Origin of the sequence: Schinkia azotoformans (assembly GCF_035811335.1) — a bacterium.
In the GTDB taxonomy this organism is placed as follows: Bacteria; Bacillota; Bacilli; order Bacillales; family Bacillaceae_J; genus Schinkia; species Schinkia azotoformans.
This window is the reverse complement of the sequence record NZ_JARSMD010000007.1, coordinates 77,068-102,697: the sequence shown is the minus strand read 5'-3', so window position 1 is coordinate 102,697 and position 25,630 is coordinate 77,068. Positions and strand designations below refer to the sequence as shown.

The 25,630-nt window shown below is 37.8% G+C and carries 30 protein-coding genes; 1 reads left to right on the top strand and 29 read right to left on the bottom strand.

The window, feature by feature from the left end; genetic code table 11:
• Positions 1 to 157: 157 nt before the first annotated feature.
• From spo0A to P9E47_RS03845, 28 genes are all read right to left on the bottom strand, one after another.
• Positions 158 to 979: a sporulation transcription factor Spo0A gene (gene spo0A / locus P9E47_RS03980; protein WP_211208564.1), complete on the bottom strand. Its 822-nt coding sequence runs from the start codon at positions 977 to 979 to the stop codon at positions 158 to 160.
• 178 nt (positions 980 to 1,157) lie between these two features.
• On the bottom strand, positions 1,158 to 2,456 hold the full coding sequence (gene spoIVB, locus P9E47_RS03975; protein ID WP_003332496.1) for a SpoIVB peptidase: 1,299 nt from the start codon (positions 2,454 to 2,456) through the stop codon (positions 1,158 to 1,160).
• 151 nt (positions 2,457 to 2,607) lie between these two features.
• A complete protein-coding gene (gene recN, locus P9E47_RS03970) occupies positions 2,608 to 4,311 on the bottom strand; it encodes a DNA repair protein RecN (protein WP_326162633.1) in 1,704 nt (567 codons plus the stop codon).
• A gap of 35 nt (positions 4,312 to 4,346) precedes the next feature.
• Positions 4,347 to 4,796: a transcriptional regulator AhrC/ArgR gene (gene ahrC / locus P9E47_RS03965; protein ID WP_003332493.1), complete on the bottom strand. Its 450-nt coding sequence runs from the start codon at positions 4,794 to 4,796 to the stop codon at positions 4,347 to 4,349.
• A 97-nt stretch (positions 4,797 to 4,893) separates the two neighbouring features.
• A complete protein-coding gene (locus P9E47_RS03960; protein WP_003332491.1) occupies positions 4,894 to 5,721 on the bottom strand; it encodes a TlyA family RNA methyltransferase in 828 nt (275 codons plus the stop codon).
• A gap of 4 nt (positions 5,722 to 5,725) precedes the next feature.
• A complete protein-coding gene (gene dxs, locus P9E47_RS03955) occupies positions 5,726 to 7,630 on the bottom strand; it encodes a 1-deoxy-D-xylulose-5-phosphate synthase (RefSeq protein WP_003332490.1) in 1,905 nt (634 codons plus the stop codon).
• Positions 7,631 to 7,645: 15 nt separating this feature from the next.
• Entirely contained in the window at positions 7,646 to 8,242 is a 597-nt protein-coding gene (locus P9E47_RS03950) for a hypothetical protein (protein ID WP_003332489.1), read from the bottom strand.
• A gap of 687 nt (positions 8,243 to 8,929) precedes the next feature.
• Positions 8,930 to 9,814, bottom strand: a complete 885-nt coding sequence (locus P9E47_RS03945; RefSeq protein WP_326162631.1) for a polyprenyl synthetase family protein — start codon at positions 9,812 to 9,814, stop codon at positions 8,930 to 8,932.
• The gene (locus P9E47_RS03940) at positions 9,811 to 10,053 is read right to left on the bottom strand and encodes an exodeoxyribonuclease VII small subunit (protein WP_003332487.1); all 243 of its coding nucleotides are present in this window, start codon (positions 10,051 to 10,053) and stop codon (positions 9,811 to 9,813) included. The genes P9E47_RS03945 and P9E47_RS03940 overlap by 4 nt, the downstream gene beginning before the upstream one ends.
• Positions 10,050 to 11,402: an exodeoxyribonuclease VII large subunit gene (gene xseA / locus P9E47_RS03935; protein ID WP_326162630.1), complete on the bottom strand. Its 1,353-nt coding sequence runs from the start codon at positions 11,400 to 11,402 to the stop codon at positions 10,050 to 10,052. Before xseA ends, P9E47_RS03940 begins: the two co-directional genes overlap by 4 nt.
• A complete protein-coding gene (gene folD, locus P9E47_RS03930) occupies positions 11,399 to 12,259 on the bottom strand; it encodes a bifunctional methylenetetrahydrofolate dehydrogenase/methenyltetrahydrofolate cyclohydrolase FolD (RefSeq protein ID WP_003332485.1) in 861 nt (286 codons plus the stop codon). The genes xseA and folD overlap by 4 nt, the downstream gene beginning before the upstream one ends.
• Positions 12,260 to 12,278: 19 nt before the next feature.
• Complete coding sequence (nusB, locus tag P9E47_RS03925) at positions 12,279 to 12,674, bottom strand: transcription antitermination factor NusB (protein WP_003332484.1); 396 nt, start codon at positions 12,672 to 12,674, stop codon at positions 12,279 to 12,281.
• Positions 12,675 to 12,793: 119 nt separating this feature from the next.
• A complete protein-coding gene (locus P9E47_RS03920) occupies positions 12,794 to 13,195 on the bottom strand; it encodes an Asp23/Gls24 family envelope stress response protein (protein WP_003332483.1) in 402 nt (133 codons plus the stop codon).
• Positions 13,196 to 13,231: 36 nt separating this feature from the next.
• A complete protein-coding gene (accC, locus tag P9E47_RS03915) occupies positions 13,232 to 14,593 on the bottom strand; it encodes an acetyl-CoA carboxylase biotin carboxylase subunit (protein ID WP_003332482.1) in 1,362 nt (453 codons plus the stop codon).
• Between the two features lie 12 nt (positions 14,594 to 14,605).
• Positions 14,606 to 15,118, bottom strand: coding sequence for an acetyl-CoA carboxylase biotin carboxyl carrier protein (gene accB / locus P9E47_RS03910; RefSeq protein WP_035196989.1), 513 nt, complete (start codon positions 15,116 to 15,118; stop codon positions 14,606 to 14,608).
• 351 nt (positions 15,119 to 15,469) lie between these two features.
• Positions 15,470 to 16,039, bottom strand: coding sequence for a SpoIIIAH-like family protein (locus tag P9E47_RS03905; protein WP_326162628.1), 570 nt, complete (start codon positions 16,037 to 16,039; stop codon positions 15,470 to 15,472).
• Positions 16,040 to 16,101: 62 nt separating this feature from the next.
• Positions 16,102 to 16,785, bottom strand: coding sequence for a stage III sporulation protein AG (gene spoIIIAG, locus P9E47_RS03900; RefSeq protein WP_003332479.1), 684 nt, complete (start codon positions 16,783 to 16,785; stop codon positions 16,102 to 16,104).
• Positions 16,786 to 16,788: 3 nt separating this feature from the next.
• Positions 16,789 to 17,409, bottom strand: coding sequence for a stage III sporulation protein AF (gene spoIIIAF / locus P9E47_RS03895; protein WP_003332478.1), 621 nt, complete (start codon positions 17,407 to 17,409; stop codon positions 16,789 to 16,791).
• 5 nt (positions 17,410 to 17,414) lie between these two features.
• The gene (gene spoIIIAE / locus P9E47_RS03890; RefSeq protein ID WP_003332477.1) at positions 17,415 to 18,608 is read right to left on the bottom strand and encodes a stage III sporulation protein AE; all 1,194 of its coding nucleotides are present in this window, start codon (positions 18,606 to 18,608) and stop codon (positions 17,415 to 17,417) included.
• A 35-nt stretch (positions 18,609 to 18,643) separates the two neighbouring features.
• Positions 18,644 to 19,033: a stage III sporulation protein AD gene (gene spoIIIAD / locus P9E47_RS03885; RefSeq protein ID WP_087946165.1), complete on the bottom strand. Its 390-nt coding sequence runs from the start codon at positions 19,031 to 19,033 to the stop codon at positions 18,644 to 18,646.
• Between the two features lie 14 nt (positions 19,034 to 19,047).
• Positions 19,048 to 19,251, bottom strand: a complete 204-nt coding sequence (gene spoIIIAC, locus P9E47_RS03880; protein WP_003332474.1) for a stage III sporulation protein AC — start codon at positions 19,249 to 19,251, stop codon at positions 19,048 to 19,050.
• A gap of 21 nt (positions 19,252 to 19,272) precedes the next feature.
• Positions 19,273 to 19,785: a stage III sporulation protein SpoIIIAB gene (spoIIIAB, locus tag P9E47_RS03875; RefSeq protein WP_003332473.1), complete on the bottom strand. Its 513-nt coding sequence runs from the start codon at positions 19,783 to 19,785 to the stop codon at positions 19,273 to 19,275.
• A complete protein-coding gene (gene spoIIIAA / locus P9E47_RS03870) occupies positions 19,782 to 20,699 on the bottom strand; it encodes a stage III sporulation protein AA (RefSeq protein ID WP_407697165.1) in 918 nt (305 codons plus the stop codon). Before spoIIIAA ends, spoIIIAB begins: the two co-directional genes overlap by 4 nt.
• A gap of 83 nt (positions 20,700 to 20,782) precedes the next feature.
• Positions 20,783 to 21,079 (bottom strand): YqhV family protein, encoded by a 297-nt coding sequence (locus tag P9E47_RS03865; protein WP_087946164.1) that lies wholly within the window; start codon positions 21,077 to 21,079, stop codon positions 20,783 to 20,785.
• A 113-nt stretch (positions 21,080 to 21,192) separates the two neighbouring features.
• On the bottom strand, positions 21,193 to 21,750 hold the full coding sequence (gene efp, locus P9E47_RS03860) for an elongation factor P (protein WP_003332470.1): 558 nt from the start codon (positions 21,748 to 21,750) through the stop codon (positions 21,193 to 21,195).
• Between the two features lie 147 nt (positions 21,751 to 21,897).
• The gene (locus tag P9E47_RS03855; RefSeq protein ID WP_003332469.1) at positions 21,898 to 22,965 is read right to left on the bottom strand and encodes a M24 family metallopeptidase; all 1,068 of its coding nucleotides are present in this window, start codon (positions 22,963 to 22,965) and stop codon (positions 21,898 to 21,900) included.
• Between the two features lie 21 nt (positions 22,966 to 22,986).
• On the bottom strand, positions 22,987 to 23,424 hold the full coding sequence (gene aroQ, locus P9E47_RS03850) for a type II 3-dehydroquinate dehydratase (protein ID WP_326162627.1): 438 nt from the start codon (positions 23,422 to 23,424) through the stop codon (positions 22,987 to 22,989).
• A gap of 90 nt (positions 23,425 to 23,514) precedes the next feature.
• Positions 23,515 to 24,027, bottom strand: a complete 513-nt coding sequence (locus P9E47_RS03845) for a YqhR family membrane protein (protein WP_326162626.1) — start codon at positions 24,025 to 24,027, stop codon at positions 23,515 to 23,517.
• A gap of 292 nt (positions 24,028 to 24,319) precedes the next feature.
• Here P9E47_RS03845 and P9E47_RS03840 point away from each other — a divergent pair, with 292 nt between their 5' ends.
• Positions 24,320 to 24,727, top strand: coding sequence for an SA1362 family protein (locus tag P9E47_RS03840; protein ID WP_003332466.1), 408 nt, complete (start codon positions 24,320 to 24,322; stop codon positions 24,725 to 24,727).
• 20 nt (positions 24,728 to 24,747) lie between these two features.
• Here P9E47_RS03840 and P9E47_RS03835 read toward each other — a convergent pair whose 3' ends face one another.
• Positions 24,748 to 25,626 (bottom strand): patatin-like phospholipase family protein, encoded by an 879-nt coding sequence (locus P9E47_RS03835; protein ID WP_035197000.1) that lies wholly within the window; start codon positions 25,624 to 25,626, stop codon positions 24,748 to 24,750.
• Positions 25,627 to 25,630: the final 4 nt, after the last annotated feature.

The following is a 25,630-nucleotide window of genomic DNA, read 5'->3' as shown; positions in this document are numbered from 1 at the left end:
GATTTTCACCATCTGGGATTCAATTCTTTATCTTCAAACCAGTCGTTTCATCGAAATGACGTCTCTGTCCAACAAAGAAAAAGAAGAGTGTCAACTAAGTTAACACTCCATGCGACTGCCCGTCGCACAAAAAGGGCTGTCTTTTGACACCCCTGAATTAAGAAGCCATATGTTCTAATCTTAATTTATCTGCAACCATGGCGATGAACTCAGAGTTCGTCGGCTTGGCTTTTGACATACTTACTGTGTAGCCAAATAGATTCGAAATGGAGTCGATATTGCCGCGACTCCAAGCCACTTCAATCGCATGACGAATTGCCCGTTCAACACGGCTTGCCGTTGTATTATATTTTTTCGCAATATCCGGATATAAAACTTTAGTAATCGACCCTAAAAGTTCGATATCACTATAAACCATTGAAATTGCTTCACGTAGATATAAGTATCCTTTAATATGTGCCGGAACTCCAATTTCATGGATAATACTTGTAATATTGGCATCAAGACTTTTAGCCTTTGGCTCCACTGCTGATCTTGTAACAACAGGGCGCTTAACAAATGTAGTCGCTTTCCCTGAAACTTGACGAATATGATTTACAAGGTTTTCCATATCAAATGGTTTTAATATAAAGTAAGAGGCACCAAGTTCCACTGCTTTTGTTGTAACATCCTCTTGACCGAACGCTGTTAGCATAATTACATTTGGAAATGATGATTTATTTAAGTCACGCATTCTTTCTAAAACGGCCAAACCATCTAAATGAGGCATAATAATATCTAGGACAAGCACATCCGGATCATATTCCTCTAACAAGTTCAAGCATTCCTGTCCGTTATATGCTACCCCAATTACTTCTATATCATCCTGATTGGATAGGTACTCTTCTAAAAGCGAAACTAATTCGCGATTATCATCTACTAAACAAACCTTTATCTTTTTATGCACAAAAATTTCCTCCTCAGTTACGTTATCCTCAATTCCATTGTAACTGAAAGATTCGACAATGCAACGTAAAATCCTTTTAAAATTTAAAAAAATAATAAAAATTCAGCATTATCTTTACATTTCTTCATTATACTCTTTTTTTCGACTATTTATGATATTTGACAATAGACAAAATAGAACTTTGTCGAAATATGTCGAAAAAGCGAGCTATTTAGCTCGCTTTTTTATCCTCTTCTTTTGCCGTATCTGCATAAATATTAATTCCCGCCTCATTTAGCATCCATTCAATATGAACACCATATCCTGAAGTTGGGTCATTTACAAAAACATGTGTTACGGCTCCGATAATTTTGCCATCTTGTATAATCGGACTTCCACTCATTCCCTGAACGATTCCGCCCGTCTTTTCAAGCAAGGCAGGATCGGAGATTTTTATGACCAGCCCCTTGGTAGCCGGGAATTTTTGCGGAACTGAGCTGACAACTTCCACATCGAATTCCTGGACTTTGTCTCCTCCAACTACTGTTAAGATTTTAGCCGGTCCCTCTTTCACCTCGCTTGATAAAGCGATCGGTAGGGGAGTATCCATTATTCCGTTTTTAATTCCCTTCGATAATTCACCAAATATACCAAATGGACTGTTTGTTTTAATGTTGCCAATGATATCTTTTTCATTAGAGAAACGTGCCAGTTTTTCACCTGGGCTTCCATTAGCCCCTTTTTCGATTGATGTAACGGTAGAACGGACAATTTGTCCATCATGAACAACAATCGGCTTTTTCGTATCCATATCGGAAATGACGTGGCCAAGTGCCCCATATTTCTTGGAGCCGGGATGGTAAAAAGTCATTGTACCAATTCCGGCAGCCGAATCTCTTATAAATAAACCCATTCGGTATTTTTCTTCACTTTTTGCTTTAATCGGCTTCAGTTCAGTTTCAAACTTCTTTTCGTCTCTCATCACTATTAATTTTAATACTTTCCCATTTTTACCCGCATCTTCAACAAATTCTGTGACATCGCTCATTTGTTGGATTGGCTCATTGTTAATTTCCATAATAATATCTCCAACTTTAATTCCTGCATCTTCACCTGGAGATTTAGGTCCTTGTTTTGTTTCGATAAGGTGATGGCCCACAACTAAAACGCCAAGTGTATTCAGTTTAACACCTATCGATTGGCCGCCTGGAATGATTTTTAAGTCAGGCAGTATTTTTATATCAACATTTTTTACAGGAAAGTCTGCCATTTCTAACAACATATTCTCTTCACCGCTTTCTTCTCCTTTTATAGAAAGCGTTTTTTCGCCATTTTCAGCTATTGAATAAATGGCATTTTCTTTTGTTTGTGAAAAGACAGGTAATGATGTTACATTTGCTTCTTGTCCTTCAAAAAGAGTGATTTCTTTTGGTATAGAAACATACTCCTGAATTGGTTTAAGGAAGCCAACACCAATTAAAAGAACAAGGAGAATTAAACCAACTATTTTTCTAATCAAATCTAGCTTCAATCATTTCACTCTCCTCGCTCCTATCCCACACCATAACGCATCACAACATAACGCATGTTTATATGGTTACAGTTATAATTTTGCCCTCAGACATCGTATTTATAACTTTATAAAATGAAAAAAAGCTATCCTAGTTTGGATAGCTTTAACTTTATTCAGTAGAGGCCCCTACTTTCATTTGATTTGCCAATTGCAGCAATTCACTTGCATGCTGCTTTGTTAAATCGGTAATTTCCACCCCTGAAATCATTCGGGCCACTTCTTTTACTTTTTCTTCACTTTGTAATTCTGAAATCGATGTAACCGTTCTGTCTCCTTTTGTTTCTTTGGAAATATATAGATGTGCATCTGCCATTGCTGCTACCTGCGGCAGATGGGTTATGCATAAAACTTGCGAACCATTTGAAATTTTGTATATCTTTTCTGCCATTGATTGAGCCACTCGGCCGCTGACACCTGTATCCACTTCATCAAAAATGATGGAAGTAATGCCTTGATGTTTAGAAAAGATACTTTTTAACGCCAGCATGATTCTTGATAATTCGCCACCGGAAGCAATCTTTGTCAAAGGTTTTAGCGGTTCTCCCGGGTTCGTTGAGATTAAAAATTCAACCTTATCAATACCTGTCGATAAAAATTCAGGTGGGTCAGGCAAGGCAAATTGAATATCGAAAACGGTCTTTGCCATATAGAGATCTTTTAATTCTTTATGTATTTCATGTTTTAATTTTTCAGCAATTTGCTTTCTAATTTCCGATAAGTTTTCAGCCTCTAATTGTAGGTCATTTTGGATCTCTTTGATGTTTTTTCGTAATCGGTCTAAATGAACTTCACGATTTTGGATTTGATCGATCTCATCTTCAATTTTAGCTGCATATTCTAAAATATCTTCAACTGTTTGTCCGTATTTTTTCTTTAAAAATCGAATTTCATTTAAGCGTGTTTCGATAAAGTCCAGCCTTTCAGGGTCAAATTCCAAAAGATCAATTTGGTCTCTTAAAGACGATGTGGCTTCTTCGAGTAAATAAAAACTGCTGGAAATGTTTTCAAATATTGCTTTTAATTTATCATTTAGAGAAGAAACATTCTCCAATTCACTCATGGCAAGTCCTACCCAATCCAAGCCCTGCTGTTCCCCGGATAATGCTTTATAGCTTCTGGTAACGGAGGTATGAATTCTTTCAAAATTCGAAAGCTGGCTTTTTTCATTTATTAAAGTCTCTTCCTCACCCGGCTCTAACTCCGCATTTTTAATTTCACTTAGCTGAAATTGGATTAAATCCAAGCGGTGCGCCATTTTTTGCTCGTTTTCTGTTAAGCCCTTTAGCTGTTTCTTTAACTTTAAAAATTGATTATAAAGCTGTTGATATTCTTCAATCGCAGGTACAGTTCTTTTTTCATCAAACTGATCAATCATCGGTAAATGGCGTTCTGAATTCATTAAATCCTGATGCTCATGCTGACCGTGAATATCAATTAATGTTCGTCCTATTTCACGAAGAATTCCTAAAGTAACGAGCTTACCATTAATCCTACAAATACTCTTTCCATTTGTTAATATATCCCTATGTAAGACAACCATACCATCCGAGATGTCGATGCCTAACTCCTTCCCTTTCTCTATGCACGGATGATTATCATTATCTAATAAAAACAATCCTTCAATTTCAGCCTTATTACAGCCAAACCGTACGAATTCAGACGATCCTCTGCCCCCGGCTACTAGACTGATTGCATCAATAATAATTGATTTTCCAGCTCCTGTTTCTCCAGTTAATACAGTTAATCCTTTTTGGAAAGAAACCCCGAGTGATTCAATTATCGCAAAGTTTTTAATGGACATTTCTGCTAACATTTTTGTTACACTCCTAATTCGAATACACTCTTCAATTAAAGCATATCCAGAAAACGATTTGAAATTTCCTCCGCAGCATCGGCTGTTCTACAAATGATTAGGATCGTGTCATCTCCACCAATCGTTCCGACTATTTCATCCCAATCCAAATGGTCAATTAATGCCGCAATTGCATTCGCATTTCCTGGTAACGTTTTCATAACAATAAGGTGTCCGGCTGAATCTATTTTTACAAATGCATCTATTAATGACCTTTTCAGTTTTTGTAATGGATTAAAGCGTTGATCAGCTGGCAAACTATACTTATACCGTCCATCTGCCATTGGGACTTTGACAAGGTGTAACTCCTTTATATCCCTTGAGACAGTTGCCTGCGTTATATTATATCCTTGATTTTTTAAAATTTCGACAAGCTCATCTTGTGTTTCGATATCATTGTTTGAAATAATTTCTCTAATTTTTATATGTCTTTGTCCCTTATTCATCTAAAAAAACACCACCTTTTATGCATTTTTCTACATATTATTATGTTAAACGATTTTTCCAAAAATAAAAAGGATAACATTTGCTTGTTACCCTTTTTCACGATTGTTCTTTAAGTGTTTCGTGGGCATCCTGAACAATTTTTGCAGCATCTATAGCGGTAGATTGTTGTCCTTTTTCATCACTATCCCAATTTAGGTGTAATAAAAACTCGATGTTCCCTTCACCACCTGTGATTGGCGAGAATGATGCATTCTTAACACTATATCCTATTGCTGTAACAAATTGAATGATGTCCTCTAAAACCTTACTATGAACTTTCCGATCACGGACAATGCCCTTTTTCCCAACTTCATCTTTACCGGCTTCAAATTGCGGTTTCACTAAACAAACGACGTCACCACCATTTGCAAGTATTGTTTTGAGAACCGGCAGGATGAGTTTAAGGGAAATAAACGACACATCAATAGTTGAAAAATTAGGCAATCCATGTGTTAAATCGGCTGGCGTTACATATCGAAAATTTGTTCTTTCCATCACTACTACCCGTTCATCTTGACGTAGCTTCCAAGCTAATTGGTTATAACCAACATCAAGGGCATACACTAGCTTCGCTCCATTTTGCAGCGAGCAGTCCGTAAAACCGCCCGTAGATGCCCCAATGTCCAATACAATTTTATCCTGTAAATTGAGGTCAAATACTTTAATTGCCTTTTCTAATTTTAATCCGCCTCTTGATACATATGGCATCACTTTTCCTTTAAGTTCAAGCGGTGTATCAATCTCGATTCTAACACCCGGTTTATCAATCCGTTCATCTGGTGTAAAAACAAGCCCGGCCATAATGGCTCTTTTTGCTTTTTCCCTCGTTTCACATAGGCCTCTCTCGACCAGTAAAACATCAACTCTTTCTTTTTTAGTGCTCATTCCTTCATGCCCTTTGCTGTTTTATTATACTTTGTTTTTCAAGCAGCTTTTGTACTTTTTCCACTGCTTTTTCCGTTGTTAAGTCTATTTCTTCCAAAAGCTTTGATACGCTTCCGTGTTCAATAAATTTATCAGGAATACCCATCCTGTCAATTTGGGCGTTATGATATTGATGGTCATGAGCAAATTCTAAAACAGCACTGCCAAAACCACCCTGAAGCACAGCTTCCTCAATCGTTAAGACTGGCATACCCGTGCACAATATAGTATGAAGCATGTCTTCGTCAAGCGGTTTTATAAAACGGGCATTGACAACTTTAGCGTTAACGCCAACCTTCATGAGCTGTTTTGCCGCATCAAGCGCCATTTCAATCGTTGTTCCAAACGTAAGAATGGCCGCATCATTACCCTCTTTTAAGATTTCCCACGAACCAATCGGAATTTCCTTACATTCATCATCCATTGCCACACCAAGTCCATTCCCACGTGGAAAGCGTAGTGCGATTGGTCCATCATCATATTGGACAGCTGTATAAACCATATGTTGCCCTTCATTTTCATCCTTTGGCATCATAATGACGATATTAGGGATATGTCTTAAAAAGGCAATATCATAAACTCCTTGATGTGTTTCTCCATCAGCACCAACTAGACCGGCACGGTCAATTCCAAAAATCACATTTAGCTTTTGTCTGCATACGTCATGAACTACTTGGTCATAGCCCCGTTGTAAAAAGGTAGAATAAATCGCTAGGAACGGTTTAAACTTTTGAGTAGCTAATCCTGCAGCCATCGTTATGGCATGTTGCTCGGCAATTCCGACGTCAAAAAAGCGCTCGGGGAATTCCTTAGCGAATTCCATCAGTTTGGAGCCCATTGGCATTGCTGGGGTAATCGCAACAATCCGTTTATCTTTTCTTGCCAATTTTAAAACAGCATCACTGATAACTTTACTCCAGGCCGGAGCGGCAGAAACCGGTTGGACTCCTTCACCGGATTCAATCTTATATGGGCCAACACCATGCCATTTTCCTGTCGTATCCAATTCTGCTGGTTTATAACCTTTTCCTTTTTTAGTGATGACATGAACGAGTACAGGGCCTTTTGTTTTTTTAGCATATTGAAATGTTTCAATAAGATTAGTAAAACTATGGCCATCAACAGGCCCCAAATAAGTAAACCCTAATTCTTCAAAAAAGACACCGGAAACAAGCAAGTATTTCAAGGAATCTTTAATTCGTTCTGCCGTAGCAGCGACCTTACCGCCAATGGCCGGAATTCTTTTCATTAAATACTCTAATTCATCTTTGACCCATTGGTATTTCCCGGCAGTTCGGAGTCTCCCTAGAATATTATGCAAAGCTCCAACATTCGGGGCAATTGACATCTCATTATCATTCAAGACGACGATAATATCCTTCTTTTCATGACCAATATGGTTTAATGCCTCTAGAGCCATACCACCGGTTAAAGCCCCATCACCAATAATCGGAATAATTTTTTCATCCGTTCCCTTTAAATCCCGGGCAATTGCCATTCCCATGGCACCAGAAAGTGAAGTTGAACTATGACCTGTTTCCCAGACATCATGTTCAGACTCACTCATTTTCGGAAATCCGGACATTCCTTTATATTTTCTAAGGGTATCAAACCCGCTTGCGCGACCGGTAACAATTTTATGAACATAAGATTGATGCCCAACATCCCATAAAAATTTATCATTTGGACTATCAAATACCTTATGGAGGGCTAGTGTAAGTTCTACTACACCAAGATTCGGACCTAAATGACCACCACTTGTAGAAAGCTTTTGAACTAGAAATTTTCTGATTTCTTCAGCTAACTTTTCTAATTGTTCCTCTGAAAGGCTTTTGATCATCTTGGGGTCTTTAATATTTTCTAGGTTCATGATAGCAACTCACTTTCATCTCTTAGCTTTGCGTTTTTTCTGTTCTTTGATTATCGTTATTTTGAATTTATTTTCAAGATGGAATAAAAGCTGTCCAACCTTAAAAATAATTTCGGTTGAATAGCGAATCGCAAATGATTTACCAAATGCTTTTCCACCAACTGTTAGGGCGGCAACAATACTCGTAAACACAACTGATATTATATATTGAAAAGCTGAATCTTCGCTATACCCAAAACCTGTTGCGATTTGGATGATGACAAGTGCAGATGCAGTTCCACTGATAATACCAGAAATATCCCCAATTACATCATTACAAAAGTTAGCAAATCGATCAGCATTTCTCGTTATTAATATGGCCTGTTTTGATCCGTTGACTTTTTTTGAAGCCATCGCATGAAATGGCGTTTCATCAGCTGCCGTTGAAGCAATACCCAGTATATCAAAAAAAATACCTACTAGGACAATGACCAAGACAAGCAGCATGCCTATTCCCCATTTTACACCACTTAGCATAACAGTTGAAATAATTGAAAAAATAGCCGCTAACACAAATGTGATAACGGCAACACTTAAACTAAAACGTATCGATTTATGTATCAATTCTTTCATTAACTTCTTAATCCCCTTTAAGGACTCTAATCATGTATATGTATGGGGAGTGGTCATATATTGGGTAAAAACTGCGGCTTAGGTCCAGTAGGTTTTCCCAAGTAAGTACCAAGTGTTGCCACTATGGCGGTTTCCCTTTGAACCTACCTTAGCTGTGTCGCCAGCAGCTAGACTGGATTACCACTTAGTCCGCACTATAATCCCCATTATATGTCAATGTTGAACAGTCTAGGAGTTTTCCTCTACAGCCTTTAACTAATTCCTAGCCTCTTTTGCAGAGCAGATTTCATATGGACTCATTTCTAAAGGTCTGAGTGGCCTACTCGTGAACCCTAGCTTTTCCCATAATCCCCTCTAACTCCACTCAAGGCAGGCTACGCTGCTTACATTGCTTCCCGCATTGCAAAAACAGGTTCATACCCCATCCCATAGGAATTTGATTTAACAATAACCTACGAAAATGGGCCTCCGCGGAAGAAGGGTCAACGCCCACATGCCTTTGTGGATCGCCCTTCGACCTTAACTCCCAGCATCAACCCAAGGCTGGGCGCCTCAAGCCAACACAAGGAACTTCATCGATGTGCCCTTTAGCGGATTTTTAGGCCCGCCTTCAGAATTAGTAGACTGACTAGAATACTGCACCACTCCAATTGTTACTATGTATTTTACCATAAAGCTTACAAATCCTCAATGATCACGGTTAACAATATAGTCTGCTATTTCAAGCAATAAATCAGACTCAACATTTGCTTTTTCTAACCACTCTTTAGCTGATGTTAGGTGATCATTGCACTTATTCTTTGCACCTTCTAATGTTAGTAATTTTGGGTATGTGCTCTTGTCTTTACCTACATCGCTGCCTACTGGCTTGCCAATTTGCTTTACATCCCCTTCAATATCTAAAATATCATCTTTGATCTGAAAGGCTAGACCAAGATGTCTCGCAAATTGATCAAGACATTCTTGCTGATCCTTAGAAGCACCTGCAATGATTGCCCCAGCAACAACCGCAAATCTAAGTAATTTTCCAGTTTTATGTTCATGAATATATTCGAGTTCCTCTACATTTAAATCTTTTTGTTCACCCAACAAATCAGCGACCTGTCCACCAACCATACCACTTGGTCCAGCAGCTTGGGCTAGAAACGCGATAATATTAGCCTTTAACGTATCGGAAAGTTCCTTCGATTTCGCGATAATTTCGAAGCTATGTGTGAGGAGTCCATCACCCGCTAAAATCGCAACAGCTTCTCCGTAAACCTTGTGATTAGTCGGTTTTCCTCGGCGAAGATCATCGTCATCCATACTAGGTAAATCATCATGAATCAAAGAATACGTATGAATCATTTCAAGCGCACAGGCTACGTCAATCCCCAATTTTTCATCCTTACCAAAGGCATGTAATGTTGCAAATAAAAGAATAGGACGGAGCCTTTTACCACCGGCGTTTAAAGAATAAATCATAGATTCCTTAATAATCTCCGGGGCCTCAATCTTTTCGATGTAGGATGGCATAATCATGTCCACCCATTGTTTTTTTTCTTTTAAATAATTGCTTAGTAACTTGGTCATGCTTCTCCCCCATCTTCTTCTAAAACAAATGGCTTCATTTCTCCATCTTCTTCGAGAATTTGCTCCATTTGTTTTTCTACTTGTTGAAGTTTATCATGACAGATTTTCGACAAGCCCATCCCTTTTTGGAAATATACAATCGCAGCTTCTAAAGGTACATCTCCTTCTTCAAGCTTTTCCACAATTTCCTCGAGGTCTTTCATTGCTTGTTCAAAACTTAATTTTTCTTCTTCACTCATTTATTTTCACTCTCCTCTATACCCCACACCTGACAATCAAGACTGCCATCTGTTAAACGAACTTTTATTGTGTCACCTGGTCCAATTTGGTTAATCGATTTAACAAGCTTTTGCTTTTCATTATAAACAAGACTATAACCCCTCTCCATCACTTTTAATGGATTTAAAGCATTTAGCGTTGTCACTGTATTACTAAGCTGCAACCGTTTTTCATTCATTCGTTTCATTGCCGCCCGTTCCAGCCCGCGAATAAGACGCTCTAAGTGTTCGTTTTCTCGGCTAATTTGGGCAGCCGGATGGGATTTCTTTAATCTTGCTTTCAGCTGGATAAACTTATCCTTTTTCGTATCAAGCTTGCGGGTCATTTCTTTAGAAAGCTTATCAAGCAACCTGTCCAGTTCTTGCTCCTTTTGATTGACAAGCTGTCTTGGATAGCGGAAAGCATATGACTTTTGCAGATGCTGTAAGTTTTTTTTCCGAGCAGCTATTCTTTCATTCATGGCTCTGATCATTCTACCCTTGGTCACTGCTAATCTTTCTAGCAATTCTTCAAGGTGAGGAACCGCTAGTTCTGCTGCTGCAGTTGGAGTTGGCGCCCTTAAGTCAGCGACAAAATCAGCAATTGTAAAGTCTGTCTCATGTCCTACTGCCGAGATGATCGGAATAATTGATTCAAAAATGGCCCTAGCCACTATTTCTTCATTAAAGGGCCAGAGATCCTCAATTGAGCCACCACCACGACCAGCAATAATCACATCAAAATCACCAACCAGATTGGCTTGTTGAATCGCCTTCGTTATCGAAGCTGCGGCTTGTTCCCCTTGAACCAAAACTGGAAGGATTGTAACCCGGGCAATGGGGTAGCGCCGCTTAAGGGTCGTTAAAATATCTCTAATCGCTGCACCTGTTGGAGAAGTAATAACACCGATGTGCTCCGGAAACTTCGGGATCACTTTTTTCTTTTCCTGGGCAAACAGTCCTTCAAACTCAAGCCTTTTTTTCAGTTCTTCGAAGGCTAAATAAAGATTGCCAATTCCGTCAGGCTGCATTTCTTTAGCATAGATCTGATATTGTCCATATGCTTCATAAACAGTTACTTCACCGCGAATGAGCACCTTCATACCGTCTTCAGGTTTAAACTTTATATAACGATTATCACCAGCAAACATGACACCTTGAATCCGAGTATTTTCATCCTTTAGTGTGAAATACATATGTCCACGGCTATGCCATTTGAAATTAGAGAGCTCTCCTTTAATCCAAACCTCTTGCAAATGTGGGTCCGTATCAAACTTTCTTTTTAAATAGCGGGTTAATGCGGTAACCGTTAAAAATTTTTGCTCGGTCATGAACGAACTCCAATTTTTTGTTTTGCTGATTCAATTGTATTGTATAAAAGCATTGTAATCGTTAATGGACCGACACCACCTGGTACAGGTGTAATGTAGCTTGCTACTTCAAGTCCTTCATCAAAGATAACATCCCCACATAATTTCCCAGTTTCCAAACGATTTACTCCGACATCAATGACAACAGCGCCTTCTTTAATATGATCCTTGCCGATGAAATTTGCTCTACCAACAGCAACAATCAGAATATCAGCTTGAGTCGTGATTTCTTTAAGGTCTTTTGTTCTTGAATGGCAATATGTAACAGTAGCATTTTCATTTAAAAACAGCTGTCCAACCGGTTTACCAACGATATTACTACGTCCAACAACAACAACATGCTTGCCTTCAATATCGATATTTTGCAATTGGACCATTTTTAAAATTCCAAACGGTGTACATGGAAGAAATGCTTTTTGACCAGTCATCATTCTACCCACATTAATAGGGTGAAATCCGTCAACATCCTTTTCAGGTGAAATTCTTTCAATGACCTTTTTCTCTTCAATATGGTTAGGTAAAGGCAATTGCACTAAAATCCCATGAATCGAATCATCGTTATTTAATTCGTCGATCATGCCAAGAAGTTCTTCTTCCGTTAATGTAGCCGGTACTTCAATAGAACGATTATAGATGCCAACTTCCTCACAGCCTTTTTTCTTACCCTTTACGTAGGAATGGGAAGCAGGGTCATCCCCAACTAATATTACGGCTAAACCTGGGGTTACGCCTTGACTCTTGAGTTTTTCTACTTCTAATTTCATTTCCTCTCTAAGCCTAGTGGCTATTTCTTTTCCACTTATAATTTTCGCTGTCATTTAAAACTCCCCCTAAAAATTATTTTTGCGCTAATTTATTTTTAATTTTCGATAGTACACTGTTAATAAATTTACTTGAAGTATCATCACCGAATTTTTTGGCTAACTCAATCGCTTCATCCATTGAGACACTATAAGGAATGTCCTCCAAGAAAATCAGCTCATATGTAGCCATTCGTAAAATGGAGCGGTCAATATTACCTAATCGTTCAATTGTCCACTTTTCTAAATTTTCGCTTATATGCTTGTCTATTTCAATGAGATTTTTTGTTGTTCCTATAACAAGATCCTCTAAAAACGGATCACTTTCATCATCTTCTAATGTGTAGCGGATAGCTTCAATAGGTTCAATTTGGCTTCGATCTATTTGGAATAACGATTGTAACGCCTTTTCCCTTGCTGTTCTTCTTTTCATAAAATAACTTCCTTTCAACAGTATAGAAAGATGATACCATAAACTGACACAATTTTTAACAATGCTAAAAAAAAGCCAAGGAGATATTCCCCCTGACTTTATTATTGACTATGAATTTTTTATAAATCCAGCTCTTCTTCCTCAGTTTTCTGTTCAAACTGTACGCCAACGACATGAATATTGATTTCGTTGACCTCAAGAGCAGTCATGTTTAGTAAAGCTTGGCGAATATTATCTTGAATTCTTTTTGCAACATCTGGAATAGAGACTCCAAATTGCATTACAACATAGACATCAATGACAATACCTTCTTCTCCAAGTTCAACCTTAATTCCTTTGCCATGCGACTTGCGTCCAAGTTTTTCTGCAACACCTGTAGCGAAATTCCCTCGCATAGAGGCCACACCTTCTACTTCTGCGGAGGCAAATCCAGCGATAACCTCAATAACCTCAGGGGCAATTTCAACTTTTCCAAGACTCGTAGAGTGCTCTGTCATATCAATCAATTGATTTTCAGACATTAAAACAGCTCCTTTCCTGTAACCTTTTCATAAGTATTACTTTTTCTCTGTTAAATCATACTTCTCAAGAAACTTTGTGTTAAAATCTGCATCCACAAATTTCTCATGATTTAATAATCGTAGATGGAAAGGAATGGTTGTGTCAATACCTTCTATCACAAATTCACTTAGAGCCCGCTTCATTCTTGCAATTGCTTCGTCACGTGTTTCCCCGTAGCAAATAAGTTTAGCCACCATTGAATCATAGAATGGCGGGATTTTATATCCTGGGTATACAGCTGAATCAATACGTACCCCGTAGCCGCCTGGAGGTAAATACATTTTTACTTCTCCTGGTGAAGGCATGAAGTTTTTATCAGGATTTTCAGCATTAATACGGCATTCAATTGCCCAGCCTTCAAACTTTACATCTTCTTGTTTAAGTGTTAATTCTTCACCATTAGCGATACGAATCATCCACTTAATTAAGTCGACTCCAGTTACCATTTCTGTTACTGGATGCTCTACCTGAATTCTTGTGTTCATTTCCATGAAGTAAAACTTCTTATTGTTATAATCATAAATAAACTCAACTGTTCCAGCACCTGAATAGTTAACAGCTTTTGCTGCTTTAACAGCCGCTTCACCCATCTCTGCTCTTGTTTTTTCATCAATAGCAGGCGATGGAGTTTCTTCAAGAAGCTTCTGCATACGGCGTTGCACTGTGCAATCACGTTCACCTAAATGGATGACATTGCCATGATTGTCTGCTAATATTTGAATTTCACAATGACGGAAATCCTCAATATATTTTTCAAGATAAATACCAGGGTTACCAAAAGCAGCTGCTGCCTCTTTTTGGGTTACATTAATCCCTTTAATAAGTTCTTCTTCATTAGTAGCAACGCGAATTCCTTTACCACCGCCGCCGGCAGTAGCTTTAATGATTACTGGATATCCTCCGATAATGTCACTGACAACCTTTTTCGCATCTTCAATTGTTTCAACAATTCCTACAGAACCTGGAACAACCGGAACGCCAGCTTTTTTCATCGTTTCCTTCGCTACGTCTTTTGTACCCATTGCGTTAATCGCTTCCGGGCTTGGACCAACCCAAATTACATTGCTGTCACGACAAAGCTCCGCAAAATCAGCATTCTCTGCTAAAAATCCATAGCCTGGGTGAATAGCGTCTGTATTAGTAAGTTTTGCTATTGTTATAAGATTTGTTTTGTTTAAATAGCTGTCTTTTGATGCAACCGGACCGATGCAATAAGCCTCATCTGCTAATTGGACATGCAGTGCTTCCTTATCACCTTCTGAATATACAGCAACTGTTTCTATGCCTAGTTCCTTACATGCACGAATAATACGAACAGCTATTTCTCCTCTATTTGCTATTAGTAGCTTTTTAATCACAAGAGCTACCTCCTATTCTGCTTTAACAAGAAATAATGGTTGACCATACTCTACTAGTTGGCCGTTTTTAACAAGAACTTCAACGATTTCGCCTTTAACCTCTGCTTCAATTTCATTGAATAATTTCATAGCTTCAACGATACAAACAACTGAATCAGTATTTACTTTGTCGCCAACTTGAACATAGTCATCTTCGTCTGGTGATGGAGCAGCATAGAATGTACCTACCATTGGTGATACAATTTTGTGTAAAGTTTCATCATTGATAGCGGCACTAACAGGCGCTTCTTCTGCTTTTGATGCTTCAGCTTTAGGTGCCTCAACCTTTGGTGCTTCTGCTTTTACAGGTGCTGCTTGAACCTGTGGAACTACTGTAGGTGCTTGGACAACTTCAGGTACAGCTACTCCAGTTACAACACCTTTTCTTAATTTAATTTTACAACCATTTTCTTCGTAAGATAGCTCACTAACTGATGTGCTATCAAGCAATTTAATAAGCTCTCTAATTTCTTGGACTTTTAACAAAGTACTACACTCCTTCTTTACCCCTGTGGAATAAAATTTTTAATTAATAAAATATTATTAATAACAAATTTTTGTATTTAAGGAAATTAAATATTATTTTCCCCATATACAATACTATATAAATGTTTGATTTCAAATTCAACAATATATTATTAGATTCGTAATATTTTGACAGTATTTTCTGTATTACAACAAAATTTTATAACTACAAAAAGCGAACCGACTTAGATCGATTCGCTTTTTGTGTCTAGCTTCAGCGACCAGCAACTCGTAAACTTCGCTCATCGTGTTTCCTTTATCTCAGTCGATGCGCTCCAGTTTATACGTTGCTAAACGGCCGCTTCCGCTTTTCTATTTAATCGGCTGTACTTCAACAGCTACTTTTGTTGGACCAAGTTCATCGCGAACTAATCGCATAATTTCGTTTGCAGAACTTGAGTTGAGCTCCTTCGCTTTTACAATTACTTTAACTTGGTTTTCTTCTGCTTTTACAAGCGCATCAGCATAATTTTCATTCGCAAGGATCATAGTTTCTAGGATTGCTTCTTTTGCCTGGAATGTTTGTAAATTCTCCATCTTATCCAACGCTTCACTTCTCTTTTCTGCTGTTACATCGCTTGATGCAACAATCGCTTGAAGCTCTTCTTTGGCTTTAGCACGATTGTCGTCAATTTCCATTCGTAATGCTGTAAATAGGTCGTCAGAAGAAAGGCTGGAAGCTACAGTTCCATCTGCCATTTCTTCGATTGAAACCTCTACACCTTCTTCAGAAGCCTTAGTTTGATCTTTAGCCTTTTCTTCGGATGGCATTAACGCATACTCGTCTGATGGCTGTAGTGGTGAAGTAATATAAAAAACGGATAATACAACTACCAAACTAACCATTGTTAATAACCATACCGTTTGTTTTTTCAATAACATGATGAATCCCCCTTAGTTTTTTTATTGTCCAGTTCCAGCTCCCAGCGACTAGTGGACTTCGCTTAACGGGTGCTTGCACTTTTCCTCGGCAATACTGATACACGATGATTAGGTACATCTAACACCCTCGTTACAGCTTCAATTATCATTTGCTTAATTTTTAAATTTTCTGCACCTTTCGCTACAACTAAAACCCCTCTAATTTCCGGCTTTTTAGTTTTAAGGACGATTGGTGTTTCCTGTTCCCCATTTCGAATAATAACAACTTGTTCGTCACGGGACATATCCTCTACTTTTCGTTTCCCTCCTTCACGGTCCACCTCATCCGTTTGTTGGCTTTGAAAAACTGTATTTTTTTCAAGCACCTTTGTCTCGGTTGCATCCAGATTGATCATGACTGTCACGTCTTCAACACCTACAATATGCTCTAACGCCTCTTTTAACTGGTTCTCATATGTAGCCTCATAATCAGCCATTTCACCAGAACCCTCTACTTTTTTCTGACCAAAAACAGCCGCATCTTTTTCTTCTGAATTTACAGATCCTAAAACAGGAGCTGCTTTTTCATTGGAATTCCCAGATGGTAATAGATTGCTTATTAACATAAAGGCAACCCCTATCGCTAAAATGACTAGCAAGTATTTTTGATAATTTTTATCATTTGTTTTTTCATCATTTCCGTTTTCACCTGGCTTCTTAAACATTTTTTTTAACCAACTGCTGAAATCTTTATTTTTTTCAGTCATTTCTCACATCTCCCCTCCCTCCATTACTACATCTACTTTGCTTTGCTCAAGCTGCCAATTTTTAGCCAAAAATTGTTCCACTGCGGATAGATCATTTTTTTCTTTTTTTATAAAAGGTGTAGTTGTATCGATTGCGATATCTTTGACAGTCGGTATACTCTCGTTATCACCATTAGAATTTTCTTTATGAACAATTACCTTCACCGCTTTTAGATCTTCTTCACTCAATGGTCCTTCATCCTCTGAAAATTGAAGTTGGACAGCTTCTACCTTTAATCCATAGTCTTTCATTAACTCCCCCTCCACCATTGTTTTCATCTGGACAGCCATTTGTTCTAAAATATATGCACGTTGTGAGGCTTGTATTTCTTTTTTCTTGTTTTCGATTAAATTTTCTACTTCAAGTTTCTCTTCAACTGTTGGTAATCGAAAGGTTTTCAATATATCTTCAATATTTGAATTAAAAATTTTTAATACTGGATTTAAAATAATTACAATTAATAAAAGACCAATAACCATTTTTGCATAGCGCTGAAGGCTTGAATTCGGCATTAATAAGTCAATAATGATTGCAAGTAATACAAATAAGACAATGTTACTGACCCATGTTGTTAAAAACTGCATTTATGTCACCTCATCATCATTGAAATATTGCCGGCTGACACAATGATCGTAATCGCTAAAAAAAACATAATTGACACGATAGCTAAAGCAGCAAACACATAAATTACGCTTTTGCTCATGATATCGAGGCATTGAATGATCGGACCGCCTCCTAAAGGTTGCAGGAGGGCTGCAGCCACCTTATAAATAAACGCGAGTATTAAAACCTTAATGGCTGGAAAGACGGCCAGTATGAGGATAATAGCGACCCCTACTAAACCAATTGTATTTTTCAATAACACAGATGCGCTTAATACCGTATCCGCTGCATCAGTAAGCGTCCGTCCAAACACAGGTACCACATTATTTGTAACAAATTTAGCTGTACGAATTGTGAGACCGTCTGAAACAGAGACAGCTGCCCCCTGAACGGAAATAACACCCAAAAATATCGTTAAAAAAGTACCTAATAGCCAGATTGCTATATTTCTCATCAATCCAGCCAATTGTGTGACTTTATAATGATCAGTTAAAGTACTAACAATACTGAGTACTGCTGACAGAAACAAAAGAGGCAAGGTAATATTTTTGATAATCAACCCACTAGTATTCACTAAAAAAATAATGATCGGATGAAAGAATGCGACAGATGCCAAACTGCCTAGTGAGGCAATTAACCCTAAAAGTAGCGGGATTAAGGCAATCATAAAATTCGTCATATTTTGAATCGCTGTTTCCGCGTACGATATAGCGACATGAAAGCTATTCAAGGCTAAAATAATTAACACCATATAAACAATCGCATTAGCGATCTTACTGACAGCTTGATGCTCAAACGCATTTTGAATCGATTGCAGGACAAGACTAAAAATGGTCAGCATGATAAGGGTGCCAAGAAGTTTTCCATTCGCCAGAAATTCATGTAGAATAAATTTAATTAGACCATTTACCCATTCCTGCGCAGAAAACTGCTTGTCCCCTTTCACAAAATCCATAAACGTTCCTTTTTGACTCTCCGGCAAAAAACCACCGTATTCATGGCTAATATCGTCCCAAAACCGTTTCACCCCGTCGATTCCAAGCTTCTCAAGTTCACTATCAATAAAGCTTTGGGTTGTATCATTTGGGGTAGCTTGTACAATAAGAGGTGAAAGTAAAATAAATAAAAATATTGCCGCTACTAATAGAAAAACCAAATTTTTTGTCTTTTTTTGTGTCAAGAGCAACTTTTTCACCGTCTTTCTACATCAATGTTTTAGGAAGGAATCAATGAAATCACTGTTTCGATAATGACTGTTAAGATCGGTATGGCCATAATAAGAATCAAAATTTTGCCGGCCATCTCTATTTTCGAGGCAATTGCACCTTGTCCGGCATCCTTCGTTATTTGCGACCCAAATTCGGCAATGTAGGCAATTCCGATGATTTTCAGAATCGTTTCAACATACATCATATTGACATTCGCTGTAACGGCGATTCTTTCAAGCATATGAATAATTTCATAGATCTGATCAACCAGAAAAAGAAAGATAATGATACTGACGAAGATGACCAACATAGATGCAAATACCGGTTTTTGTTCTTTGATAATTAACGCTAAAAATGTTGCAATTAGTGCCACACCAACTATTTGTAATATTTCGATGTTGGCCCCCTCCCCTACTGAAAAAGAAAAACTCCTTTAATCTTTATAAACAAATCTTGCAGCTTCGTAATGACTAAAAATAAGATATAAATAAAAGCAATTAATGTTACCCAATGTGCAAAATCCTCTTTACCCATTTGTTTAAAAATTGTATGAAGAAAAGCCGTTATGATCCCTATCCCTGCTACATGAAAAATGATACTCGGATTGAACTCCATCAAATTCTCCTCCTAAAACGACTACATCAATAAAATGACAATTAATAATCCGGTTAAAAACCCAAGGTTCTTAACCATTTTTTCGTATCGACCTTGTTTCTCTACTGCATCATTTTCTTCACGTTCAAGATGTATTAATGTTAATCGAATATGCTTTTGTTGGTGCTCACGATCATGCTGCCCTAACGTTTCCCCAAATTGTCGCAATACCTCATATTCACCTTGTCCAAAAGCCGTCTTGTTCCATATCGAATCTAGGCTTTCTTTCCAGGCAGAGCTTACGAAAGTTTCTCCTTCTGAAAGCCGCCTTGCAAATCTGGAAAAAAATACAGATAAAGGCTTTTCGAATTGTTTTGAGATATGATTGCATGCCTCACTTAATGAAGAATGTCCATACATGATCTCAGCTTCCAATGATTGTAGAGCGACCTTAAGCTGCCTTAATTGTCTTGGTCGTTCACTTAATTTTTTGGCCGCTTCAAACCCAAACCAAGTAGTTGCAACGATAATTAAAATGGCGCCGATTAGTTTCAACTGCGACTCACTCTCGTTTCTTTATGGAAAATGACCTCGTCATTATTTTTTCGGATCGTGTTAATAGTTCCTGGTCCATATTTTCTTGAAAGCTCCACAAATCTATCAAACACCTGCAGTTCCATTAGTGGTTTAATCGATGGCCGCTTATATAAGTCTTCCATACTAGAGCCATGAACGGATATAAAGAGAGCAACACCAGCATTTACGGCCTCTAAAATGGCTTCTGTATCTTCCATTCTTCCAATTTCATCCACAACAAGGATATCCGGGCTCATCGATCGTATTAACATCATCATTCCTTCCGCCTTAGGACATGCATCCAAGACGTCAATTCGCGGTCCAAATTGATGCTGTGGAATCCCTTTCACACAGCCGGCAATTTCTGACCGTTCATCAACAATCCCGACCTTAAAAGATGGTATATTGCTGTCATAGCTCCCGGTGCTCATCATTCTAGCCATATCTCGTAATAATGTTGTTTTTCCTGTTTGGGGCGGCCCATATATGATTGTGTTCAGCCATCTGCCACGATATAAATAAGGAGTAAGAGGATCAGCGATCCCAACCTTTTCTTTCGCGATCCTTATATTATAGGAAGTGATATCTTTAATCGCTTTGACTTGGCCTTTTTCAGTTATCACTTTCCCCGCCAACCCAACACGATGACCACCGCGGATCGTTATAAATCCCCGCTTAAGTTCTTCCTCTAATGTATAGATAGAATAGTCACTTAGTTTATTTAATAGAGTAAGACCATCCTGTTTCGTTACAATATATCCATTTGGATAAAAAGGCTCCCCATCAATTACAAGCTCAAGCGGTCGTTCAAGTCTGATTCGAATTTCCTCGATTCTATTTTGAACAGACCCGGAATACTGGCATATTCGTTCCACAATTGTAGTTGGCAGCATTTCAAAAATTACCTCATTCACCAGTGTTCCTCCTCACATAACCTTTTACTGACAATTTATGCATGTCCACCCGCGTTTTATGACTATTTATAAATTCCAAATAGAATTAATCCAACACCTAATCCAATAAAGAGTAGTTTTGAAAAAGATATTTCATCGGCTAAATTGATTAGACCTATGCTCATCGTGAGAATGAGAACAGTAGGACCAACAATGGCCAAAACGGCATTTACTGCCATCGCTTTTCTAACATCATTGAATATTAGCATTAGGATTGCTGCTGATACTTCTATTAATCCAGATATTAATCGTAACCCAGCCATTGACATTACTGCTGTGTCAAGGAGTGCAAACCAGCGTCTCAAAAATGTTCCCCCCATTTGTTTGTCCGTCTGCTAAATATTATGATAAGTATGGAAAAATAGACCCAAACAAAAAAAACAGAGGAAAATTTTTCTCCTCTGTTTGACGCAGTTTAAATTTTATTAATGAATTATGCTCTTGATACATACTTGCCGTCAGCAGTATTGATGATCAACATGTCACCTTCGTTAACGAATAATGGAACTTGTGTTACTAAACCAGTTTCTAATGTTGCTGACTTCGTTACGTTAGAAGCTGTGTCTCCTTTAATGCCAGGTTCCGTTTCAGTAACCTTTAATTCAACAGTATTTGGAAGCTCTACCCCAAGTGTTTCTCCTTGGAATGTCATGATATGAACTTCCATATTTTCTTTTAAGAATTTAAGTTCATGCTCAATTTGAGATGCGTTTAACTCTAATTGCTCATAGCTTTCATTATCCATAAATGTATGAACATCGCCACTTGCATATAGATATTGCATTCTGCGATTTTCAATACGAGCTTTAGCTACTTTTTCGCCAGCACGGAACGTCTTTTCTTGAACAGCACCTGTACGAAGATTTCTTAATTTAGAACGAACGAAAGCCGCTCCTTTACCAGGCTTTACGTGTTGGAATTCAATAACCTGCCAAATTCCACCGTCAACTTCAATTGTTAAACCAGTTCTAAAATCGTTTACTGAGACCATTAATGAATCCTCCTAAAGATAAAATGAGTATAGTGGTATAAAATATGATAAATGCATATTTATTAGAAAGACATGACTTTCCGCCCGCAATGGCGGAAGTCGATGTCCTTTCTTATACTGATATCCAACAAAAGTTATACGTTCTTATCAGTATAAAAGTAATAATTCCTTTGGTGAATGAGTTAAAGCAATATTCCCGTCCTTCGTAATGACAATGTCATCTTCGATGCGCACTCCGCCTACTCCTTCGAGATAAATGCCAGGCTCCACTGTCACGACCATTCCAGGCTCTAATATTGTATCAGATTTGACTGACAAGGCAGGTCCTTCATGGATATCAAGACCTATTCCGTGACCCGTTGAATGTCCAAAATAGTCGCCGTACCCTTTAGCTGAAATATAATCCCTTGTTAACGCATCCGCCTGTTTACCGGTCATACCAGCCTTTATTCCATTCATTCCAAGTAGCTGTGCTTGCAAGACGATATCATATATCGTTTTTAATTGGTCATTCTTAATGTCCCCAATTCCAACAGTCCTTGTAATATCAGAACAGTATCCTTTATAATAAGCACCGAAATCAAGTGTAACCAGCTCTCCAGCCTTAATAACTTTATCAGATGCTACACCGTGCGGCAATGCGGATCGAAAGCCCGAAGCTACAATCGTATTAAACGAGGATGATGTTGCCCCTTTTTTTCTCATAAAAAACTCAAGCTCATTTGAGATTTCAAGTTCATTTACACCCGGTTTAATCACTTTAATTATATGTTCAAAGGCCTGGTCGGCTACGCTTGCGGCTTCTTTTAAAATTTGCAGTTCTTCATCCGTTTTTATTAAACGAAGCTTTTCGATCACTCCTGAAATGGGGACCATGTTGGCGGACACTGCATTTTCATAAATTTTGAAGGTACCAAAAGTCATTTCATCTTGTTCAAAACCTAAATGTTGAATTCCTAATTCCTTAACAAGCCTCGCAACTTCTTCATGGACTGGGCCTTTATGTTGAACAATCTCGTAGTTTTGAACTTGATTTTTCGCTTGTTCAACGTAGCGAAAATCAGTAATGAAGACAGCCTTCGTTGGTGAGATTATAACAATACCAGCAGATCCGGTAAAACCAGTCATATACCTGCGATTTTTACTATTTGTAACTAGAAGTCCATCAATGCCTAGCTCATTGAACTTATCTCTGACTTTTTTAAGACGATCCATTCTCTTTAATCATCCCTTCATCTATAAAGATAATCGTTCCTTAAAAGCAATCACAGCCAGCTTATATCCTGTTATTCCGAGGCCGACAATTTGACCTTCGCAAACAGGCGCTAATACTGAGGTATGTCTAAATTCTTCACGCTTATGTACATTAGAGATATGGACTTCGATCACTGGTACATCAACACTGGCAATTGCATCGCGAATAGCATAGCTATAATGAGTAAAAGCTCCAGGGTTAAAAATAATACCTGCGTATTTCATTCGAGAATCATGAATGGCATCGATTATTTGTCCTTCATGGTTAGATTGGAAAGTAGATAATTCCATTCCGTTCTCATTTGCAAACTTGGTAATTTGGTCCTCAACATCCTTTAAAGTTGTATTTCCATAAATATCAGGTTCACGTGTCCCTAATAAATTTAAATTAGGTCCATTTATGAGGAGTAACTTAGACATGATAAAACCCCTTTACCATAAATTATAAATAGAGCGTGTTTTTTACAGCCATTCTATTTTACCATAGCCACTCCTCATTTGAATAGAAGATTATGCCTGTTTCATTTGTTCGGCATCATAGGAAATCGAATAACCGACAAATACACCATAAAGAATGTACAAACAAATCGTTGTAATAATCGTATTTTTGCTAAATTCCCTTACCGATTCTAAATTCGGGAAAATCGGGTTTAATATATAAAAGACGATAGCCCAAAGAGCGATTCCGAATAAAATCCCTGGCCAAATCTTTTGAATATTTTTTAAAAACACATTATAAATAAGAGCAACACCAACTGAAAGTAGACCAATTATGATAATTCCAATCCACTCTCCAATAGTTTCATTTTTCCAATCGCCGACCGCCCATGGTTGTAATATGAGGGAGGGACCAAGTTCTGTAAAATTAAAGAAATGGGCGATATAACCAATTAGGCTCCAAAACATGCCTCCAAAAAATCCAATAATCATGACCTTTGCTATATGTGATAGTGGTTCGTCTTTCTTGTTCTGTTCATAATTCGGATTATTTTTTTCAGTATTTTTGTCTTTACTATCTGTCATGTTTACCAGCACCTCCATTATTCATTATGTCCGAATTATTCTTAAGTCATGTCGAAAGTTTTGTGCGTGTTAATAATTCCCAAAATGGACATACTATTTATAGCATTAATATAGAGGTTTCAGTATTTTTCTTGTAGAATATATATAGAGAAAGAATTATCTAAAGAACTGACAAAAACCCGAGTTGAGGTTTCAATAGCATTTTTTAAGAGAATGCTTGAATATGATAAAGCAATAGCACAATCTAAAGTTGCTGAATTTTTGATTAATAAACTATAGGGAGGTGAACCTCTTGTTTAAGCGATCTACCATTCATCCGATTGTACTTGTCATTATTGGTTTGGCGGGAATTGGATTATTGTATCGGTTAATTGCAAATCCTTTGGGCTTATTTAAGGAAATATTTATTGCTGTCGTAATTGTTGGGATTATTTTTGCCGTTTATAAATATGTAATGCAAAAACGTGTAGGTGGAAATAGTCAAGCAAATGCAAAGTATCGAAAAGCAGCCCAACAATCTAAAAAACGCTTGTACAGCGAAACATCGAACCATTTAACAAGTAAAGTAAGAGGATCATCACAAAAACACCCAAATAGTAAGAAACCGATGCGCACTTTGCATACCGCGAGAAGAAAAGATCACAATTTTACAGTAATTGAAGGCAATAAAGGCAAGAAAAAGAATCGAGCACATTTTTGATGCTTGATTCTTTTTTCGATTTAACTCTTCAATTTCTTTATAAATTCTTCAGCCCTTTGTTTACCCATTGCAACAAGTTCTTTTTTAATTTTTTCTGAAAGATGAAAATCAGTCGTCTTTACTGATTCGATCGGGATAAAAATGATTTGGTCGGCAACATTTTTTGAAATATATCTTGAATCATGGGCATGGAGCATTGTTTCAATTAATGCAGGGAACATATCGAAGGCATTATTGATAATATTAGGTGGAATGTTTTCCAATCTTGGACTTAAGCGAAATCCAACAACCGGTCGTTCCAACGTTCCTTCAAAGAGCCAAAGAGGAAAATTGCTTAAGACGGCACCATCAACAACAACGGATTTAATTCCCAGGCTATTGTACACCTTAATCGGTTTAAAAAAATAAGGGATACTTGTGCTCATTCTTACTGCTTTAGCAATTGAAAATGAATTTTTGTTTATTCCATAGTGCTGTAAATCATCTGGTAAAACCATAATTCTTCCTCTTGTAAGATCCGATGCAATGATTTTAAGCGAACCATCTTCAATATCAGCAAAAGTTTCAATCCCTTTATCCTTTAATAATTTTTCCATCCACTTTTGAAGTGCATCGCCCTTGTACATCCCCATCCCCCAATAAAAACTCGCCCATTTTAAAAATGGTATCGGCAGTCTCGAGTTGGGTCGGTCTAAAAACTTTTTAAAATTTACCTCTGTTAAAATTTGATTGATTTCATCCGCTTTATACCCAGCTATTAATAAAGCGCTAATGATTGCACCAGCACTTGTTCCGGCAATTTTTTTAAAGACGAAGCCCTCTCGTTCCATCACTTCGAGCGCACCGACAAACGCAATGGCCTTCATACCTCCACCAGAAAAGACGCCATCTATCTCCATATAC

Excerpts from the sequence above, each read along its gene's own strand:
- recN (WP_326162633.1), bottom strand. The coding sequence starts at position 4,311 with ATGTTAGCAGAAATGTCCATTAAAAACTTTGCGATAATTGAATCACTC.
- ahrC (WP_003332493.1), bottom strand. The coding sequence starts at position 4,796 with ATGAATAAGGGACAAAGACATATAAAAATTAGAGAAATTATTTCAAAC.
- P9E47_RS03960 (WP_003332491.1), bottom strand. The coding sequence starts at position 5,721 with ATGAGCACTAAAAAAGAAAGAGTTGATGTTTTACTGGTCGAGAGAGGC.
- dxs (WP_003332490.1), bottom strand. The coding sequence starts at position 7,630 with ATGAACCTAGAAAATATTAAAGACCCCAAGATGATCAAAAGCCTTTCA.
- P9E47_RS03950 (WP_003332489.1), bottom strand. The coding sequence starts at position 8,242 with ATGAAAGAATTGATACATAAATCGATACGTTTTAGTTTAAGTGTTGCC.
- P9E47_RS03945 (WP_326162631.1), bottom strand. The coding sequence starts at position 9,814 with ATGACCAAGTTACTAAGCAATTATTTAAAAGAAAAAAAACAATGGGTG.
- P9E47_RS03940 (WP_003332487.1), bottom strand. The coding sequence starts at position 10,053 with ATGAGTGAAGAAGAAAAATTAAGTTTTGAACAAGCAATGAAAGACCTC.
- xseA (WP_326162630.1), bottom strand. The coding sequence starts at position 11,402 with ATGACCGAGCAAAAATTTTTAACGGTTACCGCATTAACCCGCTATTTA.
- folD (WP_003332485.1), bottom strand. The coding sequence starts at position 12,259 with ATGACAGCGAAAATTATAAGTGGAAAAGAAATAGCCACTAGGCTTAGA.
- nusB (WP_003332484.1), bottom strand. The coding sequence starts at position 12,674 with ATGAAAAGAAGAACAGCAAGGGAAAAGGCGTTACAATCGTTATTCCAA.
- P9E47_RS03920 (WP_003332483.1), bottom strand. The coding sequence starts at position 13,195 with ATGTCTGAAAATCAATTGATTGATATGACAGAGCACTCTACGAGTCTT.
- P9E47_RS03905 (WP_326162628.1), bottom strand. The coding sequence starts at position 16,039 with ATGTTATTGAAAAAACAAACGGTATGGTTATTAACAATGGTTAGTTTG.
- spoIIIAG (WP_003332479.1), bottom strand. The coding sequence starts at position 16,785 with ATGACTGAAAAAAATAAAGATTTCAGCAGTTGGTTAAAAAAAATGTTT.
- spoIIIAF (WP_003332478.1), bottom strand. The coding sequence starts at position 17,409 with ATGCAGTTTTTAACAACATGGGTCAGTAACATTGTCTTATTTGTATTA.
- spoIIIAC (WP_003332474.1), bottom strand. The coding sequence starts at position 19,251 with ATGGAGTTCAATCCGAGTATCATTTTTCATGTAGCAGGGATAGGGATC.
- spoIIIAA (WP_407697165.1), bottom strand. The coding sequence starts at position 20,699 with ATGCTGCCAACTACAATTGTGGAACGAATATGCCAGTATTCCGGGTCT.
- P9E47_RS03865 (WP_087946164.1), bottom strand. The coding sequence starts at position 21,079 with ATGGGGGGAACATTTTTGAGACGCTGGTTTGCACTCCTTGACACAGCA.
- efp (WP_003332470.1), bottom strand. The coding sequence starts at position 21,750 with ATGGTCTCAGTAAACGATTTTAGAACTGGTTTAACAATTGAAGTTGAC.
- P9E47_RS03855 (WP_003332469.1), bottom strand. The coding sequence starts at position 22,965 with ATGGATCGTCTTAAAAAAGTCAGAGATAAGTTCAATGAGCTAGGCATT.
- aroQ (WP_326162627.1), bottom strand. The coding sequence starts at position 23,424 with ATGTCTAAGTTACTCCTCATAAATGGACCTAATTTAAATTTATTAGGG.
- P9E47_RS03845 (WP_326162626.1), bottom strand. The coding sequence starts at position 24,027 with ATGACAGATAGTAAAGACAAAAATACTGAAAAAAATAATCCGAATTAT.
- P9E47_RS03835 (WP_035197000.1), bottom strand. The coding sequence starts at position 25,626 with ATGGAGATAGATGGCGTCTTTTCTGGTGGAGGTATGAAGGCCATTGCG.